This is a genomic window from Streptomyces sp. P9-2 (genome assembly GCF_051903975.1).
Taxonomy (GTDB): domain Bacteria; phylum Actinomycetota; class Actinomycetes; order Streptomycetales; family Streptomycetaceae; genus Streptomyces; species Streptomyces cellulosae.
The window spans coordinates 5,419,788-5,435,150 of sequence record NZ_CP192633.1 but is presented as its reverse complement, the minus strand read 5'-3'; the positions used below and the strand labels follow the sequence as shown (position 1 = coordinate 5,435,150).

Here is a 15,363-nt window from a genome sequence, read left to right as displayed (position 1 = left end):
CGCCCGCCCGCGAGTTACAGCTTCTCCCCCCGTTCCGGCTCGTCCGGCGGGTGCACCCCGCCGCCGTCCTTGATGTCGTCCTCGCAGGTCCGTCGGTCGTGCGTCGACTGGTCGTCGGGGATCAGCAGGACCTCGGCGACCTGTTCGGGATGGTCGACCGTGAGGTACTCGTCACCGGTGTACGTGCCCACTCGGCCGAAGTCCGTCATCGAGTGGACCGTCTGACAGCCCAGCACCACGCGTTCCTCGTCGACCGCGCAGGCGTCGACCGCCGGGTCGCTTCCCAGCGTGTCGCCTTCGAAGCGGAAGTCGAAGTGGATCTGGTCACCTTCCTGCGGCACCTGCGGATGCGGTTCCCTGCGCCAGCCGGTCACCTCGGCGGTGACGCCGACGGGTCGCTCCTCGGTGTCCACGATGTCCACCCGCACACCCGCCTCACCACGCTCCGCGGTCGTGTCGGTGCAGCTCCACAGGAGTCCGCAGCCGGACAGGCTGAGCATCGCCAGCATCGAACCGGCTCCGGCGACCATCCGTGCGACGACCACTCGGGTGACCTCCCGTCAGGTGGAACGGGGAGTCTACGCCGAACGGACGTGCGATGTACCTGCGGCGGCCCTCGAACCGCTGCCGCCGGTCGACGCGCTCAGCTACGCCTGAGCGCCCCCTCCATCAGGCACCCGGCGTCAGAATCTCCAGCGTCCCCGTCTCCGTGTCGAAGCTCCTCAAGGTCGTGAGGTGGGCCGACAGCGGGGGTGCGGGGAGCAGTTCCGGGATGCGGCGGCTGGTGAAGGCGCCGGCGCGGCGGGTGCGGCCGAGGGTGATGTGGGGGCTCCAGTCGCCCGGCGCGTGGAACGGGTTCAGCGTCTCGGGACGGTTGTCCGAGGTCACCGCGTCCCACACCTTCCGGTGCAGCTCGGCCAACGCGGCGTCCGGCGCCAGCGACCAGGCCAGGACGGACGTGGGCCGCTCGAAGCGGATCAGGCCGGCGAAACGCACCGGCAGGGGCAACACGTCCGCCACCTCGGCCAGTTCCCAGCGGATCGGGGCCGTCAGCTCCGGGCAGGCGGCCAGGGTGAGATGCGGGCTGTTGGTCGGTGAGCGGTGGCGTGCCTGACTCGGCAGCCCGGCGTCCGCGAGCCGCCGCCAGGCCTCCCGTACCGCCGCATCCGCCACCTCGTCCAACAACAGTTCCACCGTGCGCACCGCCAAAGCCTACGTGTGCCCCGGTGCGCCCCCCTTCACGTCGAACACCGCGTTGCGGGTGGGTCAACGTCCGCGTCGTCACGCCCGTCCGCACGTTCAATGGCGGGCATGGTGCGCACATCGACAACGTCCCTCGCCCTCACCGCCGTCGCCGCGGCCGTCCTCTGCCTCGCCTCCTGTTCCTCCGGGGGCGGGGGCGGTGGCGGCAAGAACCCCTCGGCGAGCGGGCGTGACGCCTCCGCGTCCACATCCGCGTCCGGCACGCCCACGCCCTCCCCCTCCCCCACCGGCCCCTGCGCCGACGGCACCTGCGAGGTCACCGTCGGCGTCGGGGACGTCCTCGAGGTTCCGGCGTCGTACGGGCTCGGGCCGATCGAGGTGACCGCGGTCGGCGGGGACGACGTCGAGATGGTCGCGCCGCTCCACGGGTCGGGCTACAGCATCGCCGGATGCTCCGGGGGCGGCAGCGTCACCTCGCAGGGCGGCGGAGGCGTGCGGCTCCGCTGCGGCACGGGGCCCGCGGCGACCCTCAACGACGTCATGCGCCTCACCGTCGTCGAGGTCAACGGCAAGACCGCCGTAATCCGCATCGCCCCGGCCTAGGTGTGCTGTCCGGACAGCACACCCAGGAGCGGCCGGCGCAGCGGCATACCGATGGCGCACCAATAGGGGAAATGCCCGCTTTGTCCATGCCATGCTGTGGTGTTGTTCGATCACGGGCGTGTCGGGAGGCCGGGTGTACCCCTCGGGTGGAGGGCTGGACGGGCGGAGCCGTCGCGGACGGCGTGCGGCTGCCGCCGGGGCGTCGCCGGGGTGGGCGCGTTGAGCGAGCAGGACGGCCGGGACGAGAGCGGGCGGGAAGGGCCCGGCCCCGCCCCGCAGCCTTCCCAGGTCGCCGACCTCAAGCTCCACCTCGACAGCGAGCTGGAACGGATCGGCACCCAGCTGCGGGCTCTGACCGACGCCAAGGACCGGCTGCAGGGGCTGCTCGACGCCGTCCTCGCCATCAGCGGCGAGCTGGACCTCTCCGCCGTGCTGCGGCGCATCGTCACCACCGCGATGGACCTGGTCGGCGCCCGCTACGGCGCACTGGGCGTGCTCCACGAGTCGGGCGAGTACCTGAAGGAGTTCATCACCGCGGGCCTCAGCGAGGAGGAGCGCGCCGTGCTGTCCGGGGTGCCCTTCCCGCACGGCCGCGGGGTGCTGGGGCTGCTGATCCATGATCCGGAGCCGCTGCGCGTCGAGAACATCCCCGCGCATCCCTCCTCCGCCGGGTTCCCGCCCGGCCATCCCCCGATGCGGACGCTCCTCGGCGTGGCCATCAGCGTCCGCGGGGAGATCTACGGCGACCTGTACCTCTCGGAGCGTGAGGACGGCCGGCCGTTCGACCGGGAGGACGAGGACGTCGTCGTCGCCCTGGCCGGCGCGGCCGGCATCGCCATCGAGAACGCCCGCCTGTTCGGGCAGGTGCGGGAGAGCGCCGAGCGTTTCCAGCGTCTGCTGCTGCCCGCCCTCCCCGACCTGAGCCCCTTCGAGGCGGCCACCGTGTACCGGCCGGCCAGCCGGCCCAGCCGGCTCGGCGGCGACTGGTACGACGCGATGGTGCTGCCCGACGACACGGTCGGCGTGGTCATCGGGGACGTCGGCGGCCACGACCTGGACGCGGCCGCCGCCATGGCCCGTATCCACAGCATGCTGCGCGCCCTCCTCTACGACCGCCGCACGCCGCCCAGCGAGGTCCTCGTGCAGCTGGACCGCACCCTGCAGGCCACCGCGGACGTCCCTGTCACCACGGTCTGCCTGGCCCGGATCGAGCCGTACGAGACCGGCTGGGGGCTGCGCTGGAGCACCGCCGGGCACTTCCCGCCGCTGCTGATCACCCCCGATCTGGAGACGGTGTACCTGGACGCCGAGCCGGGCCTGCCGCTCGGGGTGAGCACCGGCATGGAACGGCCCGACCACACGCACGAGCTGCCCGCCGGGTCGATCCTGCTCTTCTTCACCGACGGGCTGGTCGAGCACCACGCGCACTCGATCGACGAGGGCCTGACCGCCCTCGCCGGCCTCGCGGCCACCCACGCGGAACGGCCGCTGACGGAGTTCGTGCGGGTGCTGGCGGACCACCACCCGAGCGACGGCCAGGACGACATGGCGCTGCTCGCGCTGCGGATCCCGGCCAGTACGCGCTGCCCGGAGCCGGGGCCTCCGGGGGACCCGGCCGCCTGAGCGGCCACCCCTGAGTGCCCCTCCGAGGGACCCGGCCGCCCGAGCAGTACCGACGGGTCCCTCAGGTGCGGCGGAGCGCCCCGTTGCGGCGCAGGCGCCGGATGACCGAGCGGATTTCCGGCGGCTGCGGGGTACGCGCGGCCCGCTCGGCCTCGGGGGCGGTCCACAGGGCGAGTTCGCGGTCGCGGGGGCCGTGCACGACGTGCGGGGCGCCGTCGCCGTACACCTGGACCGGGTGGTGCGGACCCCACGGCTCCCAGCCCGGGTCGCCGTCGGTGACGAACCGTACCCACGCCCCGTGCATCGCGTCCGCCAGCTCCTGCGGGGCGCCCTCGCCGGCGAGCTTGCGGGCGTCGGGGCTGTCGCCGCTGTCGAAGACGAAGCCCAGCTCCAGGGCGTGGCAGGCGCCCATGCCGGGGCGGTGGGAGGGCCAGGCGAACTCGTAGACGTACGAGGGTTCCGTGCGGCCGTCGGACAGCCGGTGCAGGGGGTTGCGCAGGAGGTGGTCGGTGACCATCTGGCCGACGGTCTCGGCGGTGCCGGCGTCGGGGTGGAGGGCGCGGTAGCCGCGCGGGACCTCGCTGCCGCAGCGGCAGCGGGCCATCGCGCCGGCGAGGGCGACGGCGCCGAGGCGGTCGACGCGTTCGGTCAGTCCGCCGGGGACCAGCCAGAGCCGGTACTCGTCGCGGGTCCAGCCGGTCATCAGGGTGACGCCGGGCGCCGCGCCGTCGGTGAGGGCCTCCAGGGGGTCGCGCGGGACGAGGTCGCCGTCGACGACGACGCCGAAGGCGGGGCCGCCGAGTACCGGGCTGCCGAGCCGGCCGACGTCGGCCTGGACGCGCAGCAGTTGCTCGCGGTCGACGGCGGCGAAGGCCTCGGCGGTGGCGGGCACCTTGAGGCGGGTGGCCATGCGGCGGACCATGCGCCGCACCTTGTCCCGCTCCGTGGACTCGGGCGGTCCGCTCTGCAGGACGGCCTGCCGTATCAGCCCCTGGGACTGCGGGGCGGCGACGAGCGCGCCCGCGCTGATGGCTCCGGCGGACTGGCCGGCGAGGGTCACCCGGCCGGGATCGCCGCCGAACACCGCGATGGACTCGTGCACCCACCGGAGGGCGGCGAGCTGGTCGCGCAGGCCGGGGTTGGCGGGGGCGTCCGGGAAGAGGCCGTAGCCCTCCACGCCGAGGCGGTAGTTGAGGGAGACGAAGACGACGCCGTCGCGGGCGAAGGTACTGCCGTCGTACACCGGGACCGCGGAGGATCCCCTGGTCAGCGCGCCGCCGTGCAGCCACACCAGGACGGGGAGCCGGGCGGCCGGGGACGGGTCGGGGGTCCAGACGTTGAGGTTGAGACAGTCGTCGCCGTCGATGTCGGGGTCGGAGAGGTACTCGGCGAAGGCGGTGCTGTACGGGGGTTTCGGCGCGGTGGGCCCGAACGCGCCGGCGTCCCGCACACCGTCCCACGGCTCCGGCGGGGCGGGCGGCCGGAAGCGGCGCGGCCCGAACGGGGGCGCCGCGTAGGGGATGCCCCGGAACACGGCGACCGTCTTCTCCCACCGCCCCCGCACGGCGCCGTGCGCCGTCGTGACCACGGGCATCGCCCGCTCTCCCTCGGCCGTCATACGCCACCACCCTTCGCCCCGCGCGTACGCGTCCGTGCGTCCACGGCCGTCCGCGCCGTCACCGGGCGCCGCAGCGCCGGCACTCCACCGGCCTCACATGCAAAACCCGCCGGTAACAACAACAGCACCACACCACCTCCCGTTGTTCCTCCCCGAACGAGGCGCGGCACGAGGCCGCTTGACGGAGTTCTTCCCGCCCCGCGGCCGCCGATCTGCAGTAGGAAGCGCTTTCTATCCGGCAGGAGAGGCGGGTGGGCCCGATGGGCCGAACGGGGCATGCGCGGACGGCGGCCGGGCCGACCCTGGCGGTGGTGGCCCGTGAGGTGGGCGTCTCCGTGCCGACGGCGTCCAAGGTCGATCGCGGTGCCCGCGACGGGTCGGGCCCCTCGGCATGGCTGGGCGCGCTGCGCGGGGCCGACGCGGCCTATCTGGTGCACCCGGCCGACGTCGGGGCGCCGGGGACGGCCGAGGCGGTCGGCGCGCCGGCGGAGACCGCCCTGGGCGGGGGGTGCGGCGGCTGGTGCTGCTGTCGGCGCGGGGCGAGGACCAGGCGCTGCCCACGGAGGAGGCGCTGCGGGGTGCGGCGGGTGCTGGGCCGGGAGCCGCGGGACTTCGACGTGGTGCGGGAGGCGGCGGCGGACGGGGCCTGGAAGGAGTCACCACCGGGGGCGGCTCCCGGCGGCGTCAGTCGCGGCGCTTGTCGTCGTGCCCCGGGCCGTCCCCGAGCCCGCCTCCGTTCCCGTTGCGGGGCTGGGCGGACTTGGAGTGGGTGCGCAGACGGGACGTGACGTCCTCGGGGGGCAGGAAGCGCGACCAGCGTTCGGGGAACTCGGAGGGCATGTCGGGGTCCGCGTCCCCGGACGCGGTGGTGCGGGCGACGTACTCGGCGACCTGCGCCTGCCGCTGCCGCTCGTTGGCCTCGCGGGCCGCGGCGGTGGCGGCGGCCGGCCACACCCGGTCGATGGCCGCGTTGACGGCCGCCCCGACCAGCACGGCGAACGCGGACACACCGATCCACAGCAGCACGGCCACGGGCGCGGCGAGGGAGCCGTAGATGGTGGGGCCCTCGACGGTGTTGGTGAGGTAGATGCGCAGCAGGAAGCTGCCGAGGACCCACATGCCGAGAGCGACCAGGGCGCCCGGCACGTCCTCGATCCACGGGGACCGCACGGGCACGGACACGTGGTAGAGCGTGGTCAGGAAGGCCACCGAGAGCAGGATGACGACCGGCCAGTAGAGGATCTGCACGACCGTCGTCGACCAGGGCACGACGTCCACCACCGCGTCGGGACCCGCGACCATCAGCGGCAGCGCGACCGAGCCGATCAGCAGGGCCACGATGAACAGCAGGAAGGCCAGCAGCCGGGTCCTGACGATGCCCCGGACGCCGTCGAGGCCGTACATGACGGTGATGGTGTCGATGAAGACGTTCACCGCGCGGGAGCCCGACCAGACGGCGATCAGGAAGCCGAGGGAGATCACGTCGGGCCGGCCGCCCTTGGTGACGTCTCTGAGGATCGGCTCGGCGACCTCGGTGACGCCGCGGTCGGACAGCACCGTTCGGGAGGCGTCGAGAAGGTTGCGCTGCACGCTCTGGATGGTGTCCGCGCCCGTCCACGCGTCGACGTAGCCGAGCAGGCCGATCAGGCTGAGCAGCAGCGGCGGCACCGACAGCAGCGTGAAGAACGCCGCCTCGGCCGCCAGGCCCAGGATGCGGTACTCCATGCACGAGTTGACGGTGTCCTTGAGCAGCAGCCAGGCCGTCCGGCGTTTGGAGACGTTCCGGTACAGGGCGCGGGCCCTGTGGAGGCGGCCGGAGGGCGCGTCTGGGGATTCACTTGCTGGCTGCACGAACCAAAGGTATCCGCCACGCCCGGCCCCACTCACCCACAGGCCCCGTCCTCGCGTGAGGCGGGACGGGGGGCGGGGTAGGTTCCCCCCATGGCAGGCAGCACGCACACCGTGACCAACCAGGCTCCCCCGCTCGTCCAGTACGACGTGTTCGGCTCGGACCGGGCCCTGGTGGAGGCGGTCGAGCGGCACCTGGCGCCCGAGGCGCGGGAGGACGGGCTCGCGGAGCTGTCGGCGCTGGGGCGCGCGTGCGGATCCGCCCAGGTGCAGGAGTGGGGGGCGCAGGCCGACGAGAACCCGCCACGGCTGCGCACCCACGACCGGTACGGGCACCGGATCGACGAGGTCGAGTTCCACCCCGCCTGGCACCGGCTGCTCGGCAAGGGCGTATCGGCGGGGCTGACGGCGGCCTGGACGCGGCCCGGCGGGCATGTGCGGCGGGCGGCGGCCTTCCTGATGTGGACGCAGGTGGAGGCCGGCAACTGCTGCCCGCTGTCGATGACGCACGCGGCGGTGCCCGCGCTGCGCACCGACCCGGAGCTGGCCGCCGAGTGGGAGCCCCGGCTGACGTCCATGGTCTACGACCGCGGGCTGCGGCCCGCCGGGCAGAAGGCCGGCGCGCTGTTCGGGATGGGGATGACGGAGAAGCAGGGCGGCAGCGACGTCCGGGCCAACACGACGGCCGCGCGGCCGCTCGCCGAGGACGGCACATACGCGCTGACCGGGCACAAGTGGTTCTGCTCGGCCCCGATGTCGGACGGCTTCCTGGTGCTGGCACAGGCGCCCGGCGGGCTGACGTGCTTCCTGGTGCCGCGGGTGCTGGAGGACGGCACCCGCAACGTGTTCGCCCTGCAGCGACTGAAGGACAAGCTGGGCAACCGCTCCAACGCCTCCGCCGAGGTCGAGTTCGACGGGACGTGGGCGCGCCGGGTCGGCGAGGAGGGGCGCGGGGTGCGCACCATCATCGGGATGGTGGCGGCCACGCGTCTCGACTGCGTGCTGGGCTCGGCGGGGCTGATGCGGCAGGCCGTGGCGCAGGCGGTCCACCACTGCGCGCATCGCGAGGCGTTCGGCGGGAAGCTGCTCGACAAGCCGCTGATGCGGAACGTGCTCGCCGACCTGGCGCTGGAGTCGGAGGCGGCGACGACGCTGGCGCTGCGGCTGGCGGCGGCGTACGACGACGACGGGGAGCAGGAGCGGGCGCTGCTGCGGATCGCGGTGCCGGCGGCGAAGTACTGGGTGACGAAGCGGTGCGCGCCGGTCACGGTGGAGGCGTCGGAGTGCCTCGGCGGCAACGGCTACGTGGAGGAGTCGGGGATGCCCCGGCTGGTGCGGGAGTCACCGCTGAACTCGGTCTGGGAGGGCGCGGGCAACGTACAGGCGCTGGACGTCCTGCGGGCACTGCGCCGGGACCCGGGAACGCTGGACGCGTACCTGCGCGAGGTCGGCCAGGCACGCGGGGCGGACCACCGTCTGGACGCGGCGATCAAGAACCTGCTGACGGACCTGGCGGACCTGGAGGCCGCCGAGGCCCGGGCCCGCCGCCTGACGGAACGCCTGGCGCTGGTCCTGCAGGCCTCCCTGCTGGTCCGCCACGCACCCCCGGAGGTGGCAGACGCCTTCTGCGCGGGCCGCCTGAGCACCGAAGCAGGCACAGCGTTCGGCACACTCCCGCCCACCCTGAACCTGGCATCCGTCGTGGAGCGAGCCCACCCGCACCCCTGAGACCGGCTCGGGGAAACACCTCAGGGGCGCGGGGAACTGCGCGCCAGCCCCCACACACCCGCACCCGCCGGACCGGCAGCAAGCCACACCCCGCGCCGGCGTCCCCGAAAAGCCGCCGGCAGGCATGCCGCGGGGGTGGTGCTGCGCCGACACGGCACCACCCCCGCCGCCACGGACTCCCGAAGAGCCGTGCACGCCGCTCGGGACGGCGTCGCTCAAGTTTCAATGAGTGAGCGGTCGTGTCACCAGAGTTGCAGGGGGTTGCAACTTGCTGTTTCCGTACCGGTACTGAGCGTCCTCATCCGGGGCAGACGGCAGTATTGGCGTCCGACAGGTTTTTTCTTCCGGGAGGTCCGGTGGCGCTCTCGCCGATGGACGTGTCGCATCTGGCCGCCGTCGACACCGTGCGCGCGGCCCGCGTGCTCGACGAGGTCCGTTCCGCCGCGCTGTCGGGGCGGCCCGCGCCCGTCCCTCCCCGCCCGGTGATCGGGCAGTCCTGGGAGCGGGTGCTGCGCAGCGGGGTGGACCCCGACCACGGCCGGCGCAGCGGGCTGCTGTCGATGGACGAGGTGCGGCGGCGCCGGGAGGCCTCGCCGCTGCGGCACGTGCTGCCGGTGCTGCGCGAGGGGCTGTTGTCGGTCGCGGACGTCGGGCGGCACATCATGGTGGTGGCGGACGACGAGGGCCGGGTGCTGTGGCGGGAGGGCAGCGCTCCGGTGCTGCGCAAGGCGGACTTGGTGGGCTTCGAGATCGGCGCGGACTGGCGTGAGGACGTCGTCGGCACCAACGGGGTGGGCACGCCCGCGGTGACCGGGCGCCCGGTGCAGGTCTTCGCCTCCGAGCACTTCGTACGGTCGCACGCCACATGGACCTGCGCGGGCGCGCCCATCACCGACCCGCGGGACGGGCGGCTGATCGGCGTGGTCGACGTGAGCGGCCCGCTGGAGTCCATGCACCCGGCGACGCTGCCGTGGGTGGACTCGGTGGCGAAGCTGGCCGAGGCGCGGCTGCGGGAGATGCACATGCGGTCGCTGGAGCGGCTGCGGGCGGTGGCGGCGCCGGTGCTGGCCCGGACCGACGGGCGGGCGCTGGTGGTGGACCGGCACGGGTGGACGGCGGCGGTGACCGGGATGCCGTACACGGAGCGTCTCGCGCTGCCCAAGTCGGTGTCCGCGGGCCGGCGGTGGCTGCCGGCGCTGGGGAGGTGCTCGCTGGAGCCGCTCGCCGGGGGCTGGCTGGTGCGGGCGGAGGAGGAGCCGGCGGCGCGTCCCGGCGCGCGGATCGTGCTGGACCTGGGCGGGCCGCGCCGCTTTGTGCGGGTGTCCGACGGGGCCGGCGTGTGGTCCCGTGAACTGAGCCCGCGGCACGCGGAGTTGCTGTATCTGCTGGCCGTGCACCGGGCGGGCCGCAGCGCCGCCGACCTGGCCCATGACGTGTTCGGCGACCCGGCCCGCACGGTGACGGTCCGCGCGGAGATGTCCCGCGTACGGCGCTATCTGGGGGCGCTGCTCGAGCACCGGCCGTACCGCTTCACGGAGTCCGCCGAGGTGGAGGTGGTGCTGCCGGACAACCCGGGGGACCTCTTCCCGCGTACGGCGTCGTCCGCCGGGCTGGTGCGCGGCTCGCGCTGAGGACGCCGAGGATCTGGCCGGAAAACGCCCCGCCGGCGGGGTACATCTGTCCATGGGTACGTGCCCTCGGGGGGCCCGCGTGTGAAATTGCAGGGTCTTCGTCCCGTCCGGCGTCCGGCTGCCGTAGCATCCGGGGACGGGCCGCCCCACCTGCTCCACGGTCAACCCGCGGATCACCGGACGCAGTTGGCTCGCTCGGGAGGACGTCATGAAGCATCGCGGCAGACACCGCCGGCGCCGCAGAGGCAGGGCGCTGCGCGCCACGCTGGCCGGCACGGCCCTGGCGCTCACCGCGGCCGCCACCATGATCAGCACCTCGCAGGCCACGGACGCCGACGATCCCGGCGCGCTGAGGCCGCTCACCGCGGCCGCCGACACCGCGCCGCTGCGGCTGACCGAGCACGCCGTCCCGGGCGCCGAACTGAGCCGTCTCACCGCCTCGATGGGCCCCGCCGTGGGCGTGGGCGCCGTGCTCGCCGACCCGGACGGGGCGCTTCAGGACGCCGACGCCTGCACGGACGGCGACCGGCGGGCGCTGCCCGTGGAGCCGGCCGTGACGACGGCGTACTGCTGGCCCGAGCACGCCACCGACGGCTGGCGGGCCGGCGCGGTCACCACCTCCGGGGACGCCGACGAGGACGGCCGCTGGGGCGCGCACCGGGTGGTCCTGTCCGGCTGGACCCGCGACTCCGGCACGCCCGCCGAGCAGGGGCTCGCGCGGATCGCCTTCGTGGCCGCCGACGACGGCCGGGCCCCGCGCTACACCTGGGCGTTGCTCGCGGTACCGGTGGACGGCGGGCGGGACTACCGCGGGCTGGGCTCCGACGTGTCCGGGATGGTCTGGTACCAGGACAAGCTGCTCGTCACCGCGGGCCGGGGCGAGGGCGGCGCGCTGTACGTGTACGACCTGGACCGGGTGCAGCGGGCGACCGTGGACGCCCGGGCCGTGGGGCGGGTGCCCGGCGGCTGGTCCGCGGGGGGCGCCCGGTACGTGCTGCCGGCGGTCGCCTCCTACGCGACGGCGGACGCGGGCGCGCCCCGGCCGGGCGGGATCGCCCTGGACCGCAGCACCACGCCCGCCGGCCTGGTGGTGCACGAGGCGACGGCCCCGGACGAGGAGGGCCCGACCCGGCTGTGGCGGTACGCGTTCGGCCCCCGCCCGCAGTACGGCCCGCTGCTGCGGACGGAGCCGGTCGCGGTGTACGAGACGGAGCTGACGCGGGTGCGCGGTGTGCTGGCGCACCGGTCCGACTGGTACGTGAGCCGCGCCTCGGGGACGCCGGAGGAGCGCGGCACGCTGTGGCGGCAGGACACGAGGGGCGCGAGCCCGGTGCGCTGCGGGGCGGACGAGACGTACCGCTGCTGGAGCGGGCCTGCGACGTCGCTGTCGTACTGGCAGGCGACCGGGGACGTGTGGTCGCAGTCGGGGCGGATGCTGTTCGCGCTGCCGCTGGCGGCGGTCGACGAGGCGCTGGAGCGGTAGGGCCCGCCCTCGCGGTCCGGGGCCGTCCGTCTGCTGGTCAGGCGTTCGACAGCGGCGTGTGCCGGATGGTTGTCTTTCGGACATGACGACCCTCTCCGTGACCACCTGGTCCCTGGAGCAGACCGCGCCCACCGATCTCCGTCCGGCCGCCGTGCCCGAGGGGGACGTGCGGGTGGTCCGCTCCGAGGTGCCCTCCCCCGAGTTCAGCCGCTTCCTGTACGCGTCGGTGGGCGGCGACATCCGCTGGACCGACCGGCTGGGCTGGACGTACGCGCGGTGGCAGGAGCATCTGGAGCGGCCCGGCGTGGAGACGTGGGTCGCCTACGACCGGGGCACCCCGGCCGGGTACGTGGAGCTGGAGGCGCAGGACGAGGGGGTCGTGGAGATCCTCTACTTCGGGCTGCTGCCCGCCTTCCGCGGCCGGCGCATCGGCGGCCATCTGCTGTCGTACGGGGTGGCGCGCGCCTGGGACCTGGCGGACCGCTGGCCGGGGGTGAAGCCGACCACGCGGGTGTGGCTGCACACGTGCAGCAAGGACGGCGAGCACGCCATGGACAACTATGTGCGGCGGGGTTTCCGGCTGTTCGACACCAAGGTGGAGGACGAGCCGGAGGTGGCCACGCCGGGCCCGTGGCCGGGGGCGTACTCCGCCTGAGCGGCTCCGGCAAGACCGCTCGCACCGCATGTGACCAAGGACACCCCTGTCTCGCATACCGGGACAAGGGTGTCCACATTTCGGATAACGGTGGACTGCCTCCAGATCGCCGTGCCAGGCTTCCGCCATGCCTGGAACTGGAATCGCCTTGGTGAGTCGGCGGCACGTCGACCTCGGCCGCATGTCCAGCGCCATCTGTCCGGCGCGCTGAGAGCACCCAGCAGCGCCCGACACCCCACCCCCCTCCTTTGCTGCGCAAGGACGCGCACGACTCTGCCCGCGTGCGCGTAGGCGCAGGTCAGAGCCGCCCATTCCGGCATGGCGCCCCGCGCCGAGAGACCATCCACCGCTGTCCCGAAGGACGTATCAACCATGGCCGCCACCCCGCAGAAGCCTGCCGCCGCGCAGAAGCCTGCCACCGCGACCCCCCGCCGCAAGGCGAGCCGTCACCGCGGAGAGGGACAGTGGGCGGCGGGGCACTTCACCCCGCTGAACGGCAACGAGCAGTTCAAGAAGGACGACGACGGTCTCAATGTGCGGACACGCATTGAGACGATCTACTCCAAGCGGGGCTTCGACTCGATCGACCCCAACGACCTGCGCGGCCGCATGCGGTGGTGGGGCCTCTACACCCAGCGCAAGCCCGGCATCGACGGCGGCAAGACCGCGGTCCTGGAGCCGGAGGAGCTGGACGACGAGTACTTCATGCTGCGGGTGCGCATCGACGGCGGTGCGCTGACCACGCGCCAGCTGCGGGTGGTCGGTGAGGTCTCGCAGGAGTTCGCGCGCGGCACCGCGGACATCACGGACCGGCAGAACGTCCAGTACCACTGGATCCGCATCGAGGACGTGCCCGAGATCTGGGACCGCCTGGAGGGCGTCGGCCTGTCCACGGTCACCGCCTGCGGCGACACGCCCCGTGTGATGATCGGCTCCCCCGTGGCGGGCATCGCCGAGGACGAGATCATCGACGGCACGCCGGCGCTGGAGGAGATGAAGCGCCGCGTCCTGGGCAACCCGGCGTACTCGAACCTGCCCCGCAAGTTCAAGACGGCCATCTCCGGCTCGCCGGTGCTGGACGTGGTGCACGAGATCAACGACGTGGCGTTCGTCGGCGTCGAGCACCCCGAGCACGGGCCGGGCTTCGACCTGTGGGTCGGCGGCGGTCTGTCCACCAACCCCAAGCTGGGCGTGCGGCTCGGCGCCTGGGTGCCGCTCGAGGACGTCCCGGACGTCTACGAGGGCGTCCTGTCCATCTTCCGCGACTACGGCTACCGCCGGCTGCGCACCCGCGCCCGGCTGAAGTTCCTGGTCGCCGACTGGGGCGCGGAGAAGTTCCGTCAGGTCCTCGAGGACGAGTACCTCAACCGCAAGCTGACGGACGGTCCGGCGCCCGCCGAGCCGGTGTCGCGCTGGCGCGACCACATCGGGGTGCACCGCCAGAAGGACGGCCGCTTCTACGTCGGCTTCGCGCCGCGCGTCGGCCGGGTCGACGGCACCACCCTCACCAAGATCGCGGACGTCGCCGAGGCGCACGGCTCGGGCCGGGTGCGCACCACCGTCGAACAGAAGATGATCATCCTCGACGTCGAGGAGTCCCAGGTCGAGTCCCTCGTGGAGTCCCTGGAGGCGCTGGACCTCAGCGCCCGCCCCTCGCCGTTCCGGCGCGGCACCATGGCCTGCACCGGCATCGAGTTCTGCAAGCTCGCCATCGTCGAGACCAAGGCGCGCGGCGCCTCGCTGATCGACGAACTCGAGCGCCGTATGCCGCAGTTCGACGAGCCGATCACCATCAACCTCAACGGCTGCCCGAACGCCTGCGCCCGTATCCAGGTGGCGGACATCGGTCTCAAGGGCCAGCTCGTGCTGAACGACGAGGGCGAGCAGGTCGAGGGCTACCAGGTGCACCTGGGCGGCGCGCTCGGCCTGGAGGCCGGGTTCGGCCGCAAGGTGCGCGGCCTGAAGGTCACCGCGGACGAACTCCCGGACTACATCGAGCGGGTGCTCAAGCGTTTCGAGGCGGAGCGCGAGGACGGCGAGCGGTTCGCGTCCTGGGTCACCCGCGCCTCCGAGGAGGCCCTGTCGTGAGTGAGCGGGCGGCGCCGTTCTACTGCCCGTACTGCGGCGACGAGGACCTGCGCCCCAGCGAGGAAGGGCACGGCGCGTGGGAGTGCGCGGCCTGCAACCGCGCCTTCCGGCTGAAGTTCCTCGGGCTGCTCGCCCGGGGTCTGGACCGATCCGACACGGGAGGGGACCCGGCATGACGGCCGTATCGGACGAGCGCGGCACCGTCGAGTTGCGGGAACTGGCCGAGCAGGCGGGCCGGGACCTGGAGGACGCCTCCGCCCTGGAGATCCTCCGGTGGGCGGCCGACACGTTCGGCGAGCGCTTCTGCGTGACCTCCTCCATGGAGGACGCGGTGGTCGCCCACCTCGCCTCCCGGGCCTTTCCCGGGGTGGACGTGGTGTTCCTCGACACCGGCTACCACTTCCCCGAGACCATCGGCACCCGGGACGCCGTGGAGGCCGTGATGGACGTCAACGTCATCACGCTCACCCCCCGGCAGACGGTCGCCGAGCAGGACGCCGAGTACGGCCCGAAGCTCCACGACCGCGACCCGGACCTGTGCTGCAAGCTGCGTAAGGTGCGGCCGCTGGAGGAGGGCCTGAAGGACTATCTGGCCTGGGCGACCGGTCTGCGCCGCGACGAGTCGCCGACCCGGGCGAACACCCCGGTCGTCGGCTGGGACGAGAAGCGGCAGAAGGTCAAGATCTCGCCCATCGCCAGGTGGACCCAGGACGACGTGGACGCCTACGTCGCCGAGCACGGCGTCCTCACCAACCCGCTGCTGCAGGACGGCTACGCCTCCGTGGGGTGCGCCCCCTGCACCCGCCGTGTGCTGGAGGGCGAGGACGCCCGCGCCGGCCGCTGGGCGGGCCGCGCCAAGACCGAGTGCGGACTGCACGGCTGA

At 73.6% G+C, this 15,363-nt stretch carries 14 protein-coding genes; 10 read left to right on the top strand and 4 right to left on the bottom strand.

Annotated features, from left to right (window positions below; genetic code table 11):
* Positions 1–14 precede the first annotated feature (14 nt).
* Both ACQY0Z_RS24720 and ACQY0Z_RS24715 read right to left on the bottom strand, forming a co-directional pair.
* A complete protein-coding gene (locus tag ACQY0Z_RS24720) occupies positions 15–545 on the bottom strand; it encodes a hypothetical protein (RefSeq protein WP_206310435.1) in 531 nt (176 codons plus the stop codon).
* Between the two features lie 124 nt (positions 546–669).
* Entirely contained in the window at positions 670–1,203 is a 534-nt protein-coding gene (locus ACQY0Z_RS24715; protein ID WP_381726550.1) for a 2'-5' RNA ligase family protein, read from the bottom strand.
* 108 nt (positions 1,204–1,311) lie between these two features.
* On the opposite strand from ACQY0Z_RS24715, the gene ACQY0Z_RS24710 reads away from it, so the two are divergent.
* Together ACQY0Z_RS24710 and ACQY0Z_RS24705 are read left to right on the top strand one after the other, a co-directional pair.
* The gene (locus ACQY0Z_RS24710; protein ID WP_439812819.1) at positions 1,312–1,806 is read left to right on the top strand and encodes a hypothetical protein; all 495 of its coding nucleotides are present in this window, start codon (positions 1,312–1,314) and stop codon (positions 1,804–1,806) included.
* 210 nt (positions 1,807–2,016) lie between these two features.
* A complete protein-coding gene (locus ACQY0Z_RS24705; RefSeq protein ID WP_189899110.1) occupies positions 2,017–3,429 on the top strand; it encodes a PP2C family protein-serine/threonine phosphatase in 1,413 nt (470 codons plus the stop codon).
* A gap of 61 nt (positions 3,430–3,490) precedes the next feature.
* Here the strand turns inward: ACQY0Z_RS24705 and ACQY0Z_RS24700 are convergent, their stop codons facing one another.
* Together ACQY0Z_RS24700 and ACQY0Z_RS24695 are read right to left on the bottom strand one after the other, a co-directional pair.
* The gene (locus ACQY0Z_RS24700; protein ID WP_439812818.1) at positions 3,491–5,047 is read right to left on the bottom strand and encodes a carboxylesterase/lipase family protein; all 1,557 of its coding nucleotides are present in this window, start codon (positions 5,045–5,047) and stop codon (positions 3,491–3,493) included.
* A 684-nt stretch (positions 5,048–5,731) separates the two neighbouring features.
* The gene (locus ACQY0Z_RS24695) at positions 5,732–6,898 is read right to left on the bottom strand and encodes a YhjD/YihY/BrkB family envelope integrity protein (RefSeq protein ID WP_189899114.1); all 1,167 of its coding nucleotides are present in this window, start codon (positions 6,896–6,898) and stop codon (positions 5,732–5,734) included.
* 90 nt (positions 6,899–6,988) lie between these two features.
* Here ACQY0Z_RS24695 and ACQY0Z_RS24690 point away from each other — a divergent pair, with 90 nt between their 5' ends.
* The 8 genes from ACQY0Z_RS24690 to ACQY0Z_RS24655 all read left to right on the top strand — a co-directional run bounded on the left by ACQY0Z_RS24690 (position 6,989) and on the right by ACQY0Z_RS24655 (position 15,363).
* On the top strand, positions 6,989–8,623 hold the full coding sequence (locus ACQY0Z_RS24690) for an acyl-CoA dehydrogenase family protein (protein WP_439812817.1): 1,635 nt from the start codon (positions 6,989–6,991) through the stop codon (positions 8,621–8,623).
* A gap of 356 nt (positions 8,624–8,979) precedes the next feature.
* On the top strand, positions 8,980–10,254 hold the full coding sequence (locus ACQY0Z_RS24685) for a GAF domain-containing protein (protein ID WP_189899118.1): 1,275 nt from the start codon (positions 8,980–8,982) through the stop codon (positions 10,252–10,254).
* A 208-nt stretch (positions 10,255–10,462) separates the two neighbouring features.
* Positions 10,463–11,737: a hypothetical protein gene (locus ACQY0Z_RS24680; protein ID WP_439812816.1), complete on the top strand. Its 1,275-nt coding sequence runs from the start codon at positions 10,463–10,465 to the stop codon at positions 11,735–11,737.
* Positions 11,738–11,819: 82 nt separating this feature from the next.
* Positions 11,820–12,392 (top strand): GNAT family N-acetyltransferase, encoded by a 573-nt coding sequence (locus ACQY0Z_RS24675; RefSeq protein WP_189899122.1) that lies wholly within the window; start codon positions 11,820–11,822, stop codon positions 12,390–12,392.
* Positions 12,393–12,519: 127 nt separating this feature from the next.
* Entirely contained in the window at positions 12,520–12,603 is an 84-nt protein-coding gene (locus tag ACQY0Z_RS24670; protein ID WP_310887545.1) for a putative leader peptide, read from the top strand.
* A gap of 161 nt (positions 12,604–12,764) precedes the next feature.
* The gene (locus ACQY0Z_RS24665; RefSeq protein WP_189899123.1) at positions 12,765–14,480 is read left to right on the top strand and encodes a nitrite/sulfite reductase; all 1,716 of its coding nucleotides are present in this window, start codon (positions 12,765–12,767) and stop codon (positions 14,478–14,480) included.
* Positions 14,477–14,656 carry a hypothetical protein gene (locus ACQY0Z_RS24660; RefSeq protein WP_019523376.1) on the top strand — a complete coding sequence of 60 codons (180 nt, stop codon included), beginning with the start codon at positions 14,477–14,479 and terminating at the stop codon, positions 14,654–14,656. Before ACQY0Z_RS24665 ends, ACQY0Z_RS24660 begins: the two co-directional genes overlap by 4 nt.
* Positions 14,653–15,363 carry a phosphoadenylyl-sulfate reductase gene (locus ACQY0Z_RS24655; protein ID WP_189899125.1) on the top strand — a complete coding sequence of 237 codons (711 nt, stop codon included), beginning with the start codon at positions 14,653–14,655 and terminating at the stop codon, positions 15,361–15,363. The genes ACQY0Z_RS24660 and ACQY0Z_RS24655 overlap by 4 nt, the downstream gene beginning before the upstream one ends.

What these genes read in the sequence shown, in the direction of transcription:
- ACQY0Z_RS24675 (WP_189899122.1), top strand. Translation starts at nt 11,820, where the DNA reads ATGACGACCCTCTCCGTGACCACCTGGTCCCTGGAGCAGACCGCGCCC.
- ACQY0Z_RS24710 (WP_439812819.1), top strand. Translation starts at nt 1,312, where the DNA reads ATGGTGCGCACATCGACAACGTCCCTCGCCCTCACCGCCGTCGCCGCG.
- ACQY0Z_RS24690 (WP_439812817.1), top strand. Translation starts at nt 6,989, where the DNA reads ATGGCAGGCAGCACGCACACCGTGACCAACCAGGCTCCCCCGCTCGTC.
- ACQY0Z_RS24700 (WP_439812818.1), bottom strand. Translation starts at nt 5,047, where the DNA reads ATGACGGCCGAGGGAGAGCGGGCGATGCCCGTGGTCACGACGGCGCAC.
- ACQY0Z_RS24665 (WP_189899123.1), top strand. Translation starts at nt 12,765, where the DNA reads ATGGCCGCCACCCCGCAGAAGCCTGCCGCCGCGCAGAAGCCTGCCACC.
- ACQY0Z_RS24670 (WP_310887545.1), top strand. Translation starts at nt 12,520, where the DNA reads ATGCCTGGAACTGGAATCGCCTTGGTGAGTCGGCGGCACGTCGACCTC.
- ACQY0Z_RS24680 (WP_439812816.1), top strand. Translation starts at nt 10,463, where the DNA reads ATGAAGCATCGCGGCAGACACCGCCGGCGCCGCAGAGGCAGGGCGCTG.
- ACQY0Z_RS24655 (WP_189899125.1), top strand. Translation starts at nt 14,653, where the DNA reads ATGACGGCCGTATCGGACGAGCGCGGCACCGTCGAGTTGCGGGAACTG.